Below are 2,627 nucleotides of genomic sequence, written 5' to 3'. Positions count from 1 at the left end.
AACCTCCATCTACAATGATATACTCGATTTCAGGATAATCCTGATTCGCAACGCTCTCAATTGTCTGCTCAAGCGTTTTTGTAGAATTAAAAGTGACTGTGATGATTGAGACTTTCAATTTTATTGATTCATTGTGGTCTTAGTAAGCAAATAATTTCCTAGTACTAAAATATCTAAATCAGTCCTTAAGAAACAATCAATAGCCTCTTGTGGAATGTTTACAACAGGTTCATTTTCATTGAATGAGGTATTTATTAAAATCGGAATTCCGGTTAGTTTATAAAATTCTGAGATCAACTGATGGTAACGGGGTCTCAACTCTTTTTTTACAGATTGCAATCGACCAGAGCCATCCACATGGGTGACTGCTGGGATTAATACTCTTTTCTCTTCTTTAATTACTAGAACTCGTTCCATAAAAGGGGTAAACTGGTATTCCTCGAAGTATTCGGAGCCATATTCCTCTAAAATAGAAGGTGCAAAAGGTCTAAAAGATTCTCTCTTTTTTATTTTTTCATTTAAAAGCGACTGTGCATGAGGGTTTCTTGGGTCTGCTAAAATAGACCTACTCCCGAGCGCTCTTGGACCAAATTCAGCACTTCCGTCAAAAAATCCAACGACCCTGGATTCAGCAATTTCTCTAGCTAAATAGGAAAAGAGAGAATCATCTTCTATAAACTCATAGGAAAGATTCATTTCATCCAATACAACTTGGATTTCCTTATTAGTAAAAGAAATTCCAAGGTTGGCATTGAAAAGTGGAAGGACTCTTTCCTTATTCTGCAGCTGGAAATATTCATATTGAGCTGCTCCCATGGCTATTCCTGCATCATGACCGGCACTTGGGATATATAATTCTTTGAAGGAGGTATTTTGCAATAGCTTTCCATTGGCAACTGAATTCTGGGCCACTCCTCCAGCTACAGTGAGCTTTTCAATTCCTGTTAATTCATAAGCTCTTTCAGCTAATCCAAAAATTAGCTCTTCCACTCCTTTTTGGAGACTTGCTGCAATATCTTGGTGCCTTTTATTAATGGCCTCTCCAGTTATTCGCTTCTTTCCGAATAATTTTTCAAATTTTTCTTCCCTAAATAATTGGCTTACAAGGGGCATATTGTTCACATAAGAAATCACCCCTCCATCTAAATCAAAAAAGGACTCATCCCATTCCAATAATTTTGAATTCCCAAGCCAAACAAGTTCTCTTAATTGTTCCAAGTAAACGGGAGAGCCATAAGGGGACAAACCCATCACTTTATATTCATCTCCATAATGTGGAAATCCTAAAAACTGGGTAAAAGCCGAATACACAAGGCCTATACTAACTGGAAAATCCTGAGACTCTAAAACTTCAATCTGATTCCCTTTCCCTTTCCCGATCATCAGCGTAGAAAAATCCCCTGACCCATCTATAGATAAGATCGCTGCTTCATCAAATGGACTTGAAAAAAATGCGGATGCCAAGTGTGCCCGATGATGCTCAATGTATCTAATAGGCGGACAATTGCCGAAGTAAGATCTGATTTCCTGCTCTAGATTCCCCAAATCATTTTTGTTGGAAAATCGCTGCCGAAACATCCCAAATGCTGATATGGGCCTTCGGATCAGGTACCAGATTTTATTGGGAAGTTTGGCTTTTGGATCTCTCCCTATGCAAATGGAATCTACTTGATTCATGCTGATCCCTTCTGATTCCAAGCAGAATTTAATCGATCGAAGTGGCAAACCAGCCCAATGTTTTATTCTTTCAAAGCGCTCTTCCTCTGTGGCAAAAATCACCTCGCCATTTTTAAGAAGTGCTGCTGAACTATCCGCATGAAAGGCATTGATGCCAATTACATACATTTAATTTGGTGTTTTTTTAATCTTAACACTTTCTATTTTTTGTCAATGATTAACCTAGTGTGGAAATTGAAGACAAATCTCTTTAAATCGTTGTTAATTCCAAATTTGAAAAGGAGTCATATTAATTGATTTCCCAAAATAACGTTCTGATAAAGTTGATTCATTTTTGAGCTTACCTTTTCAATGGAAAATTCTTGCATAACTAGTTTCCTCCCATTTTTCCCCATTTCTATTCGTTCTTGGTCAGACAGCTGAATTGCTTCTTCCAATGTTTCTTTTAAAGAATTTACTCCGATTTCAATCCACCAACCAGCTTCATATCTTAAAATATCCTGCCAAGGAGTTCCTTTGGTGGTGATTACTGGAATCCCACAGGCTAAAGCTTCAGCCACTACAATCCCGAAGTTTTCACTGTAAGTCGGAAGCACAAACAAATCTGCTCGATGATAAGTGGCTAATTTTGCTGAGCCAAACTGAGGACCTATAATTTGGATTTCGGGTTCCAAACCTTTTTCCTTGATAAGGTTTTTAAGTGAATTAATATACTTTTCATCACCTTCACCTGCAATTTCTATTAGCCAATCCGTTTTGCCTTCTTTTCTTAGCAAAGCCCAAGCCTCGATAAGGATTTCTATTCCTTTTTTAGGGTGAATTCGAGACAAAAACAAAAGTCTTTTTTGCCCTTCTAATTCAAGATGTTCTTTTAATGGGAATTCCGACAAATCAATCCCATTAGGAATGCATGCAATAGGATTAATGAACCCCAATTTTCTGAGATGAAC

General features: G+C 37.5%; 3 protein-coding genes. All 3 read right to left on the bottom strand.

The features are described from left to right. Nucleotides 1–118 (bottom strand): glycosyltransferase (locus Q0L68_RS19410; protein WP_296705902.1); only part of this gene is annotated, 118 nt, incomplete at its 3' end. Between the two features lie 2 nt (nt 119–120). Continuing rightward, the gene (locus Q0L68_RS19405; protein ID WP_296705901.1) at nt 121–1,845 is read right to left on the bottom strand and encodes a carbamoyltransferase C-terminal domain-containing protein; all 1,725 of its coding nucleotides are present in this window, start codon (nt 1,843–1,845) and stop codon (nt 121–123) included. A 116-nt stretch (nt 1,846–1,961) separates the two neighbouring features. Beyond that, nucleotides 1,962–2,627 (bottom strand): glycosyltransferase (locus Q0L68_RS19400; protein ID WP_296705900.1); only part of this gene is annotated, 666 nt, incomplete at its 5' end.

Origin of the sequence: Algoriphagus sp. (assembly GCF_024642405.1) — a bacterium.
GTDB lineage: Bacteria > Bacteroidota > Bacteroidia > Cytophagales > Cyclobacteriaceae > Algoriphagus.
The sequence above is the reverse complement of the archived record's forward strand: the minus strand, read 5'-3'. Positions and strand labels throughout refer to the sequence as shown.

Bases quoted from the DNA above. Each gene is read 5' to 3' on its own strand.
- Q0L68_RS19405 (WP_296705901.1), bottom strand. From the start codon at position 1,845: ATGTATGTAATTGGCATCAATGCCTTTCATGCGGATAGTTCAGCAGCA.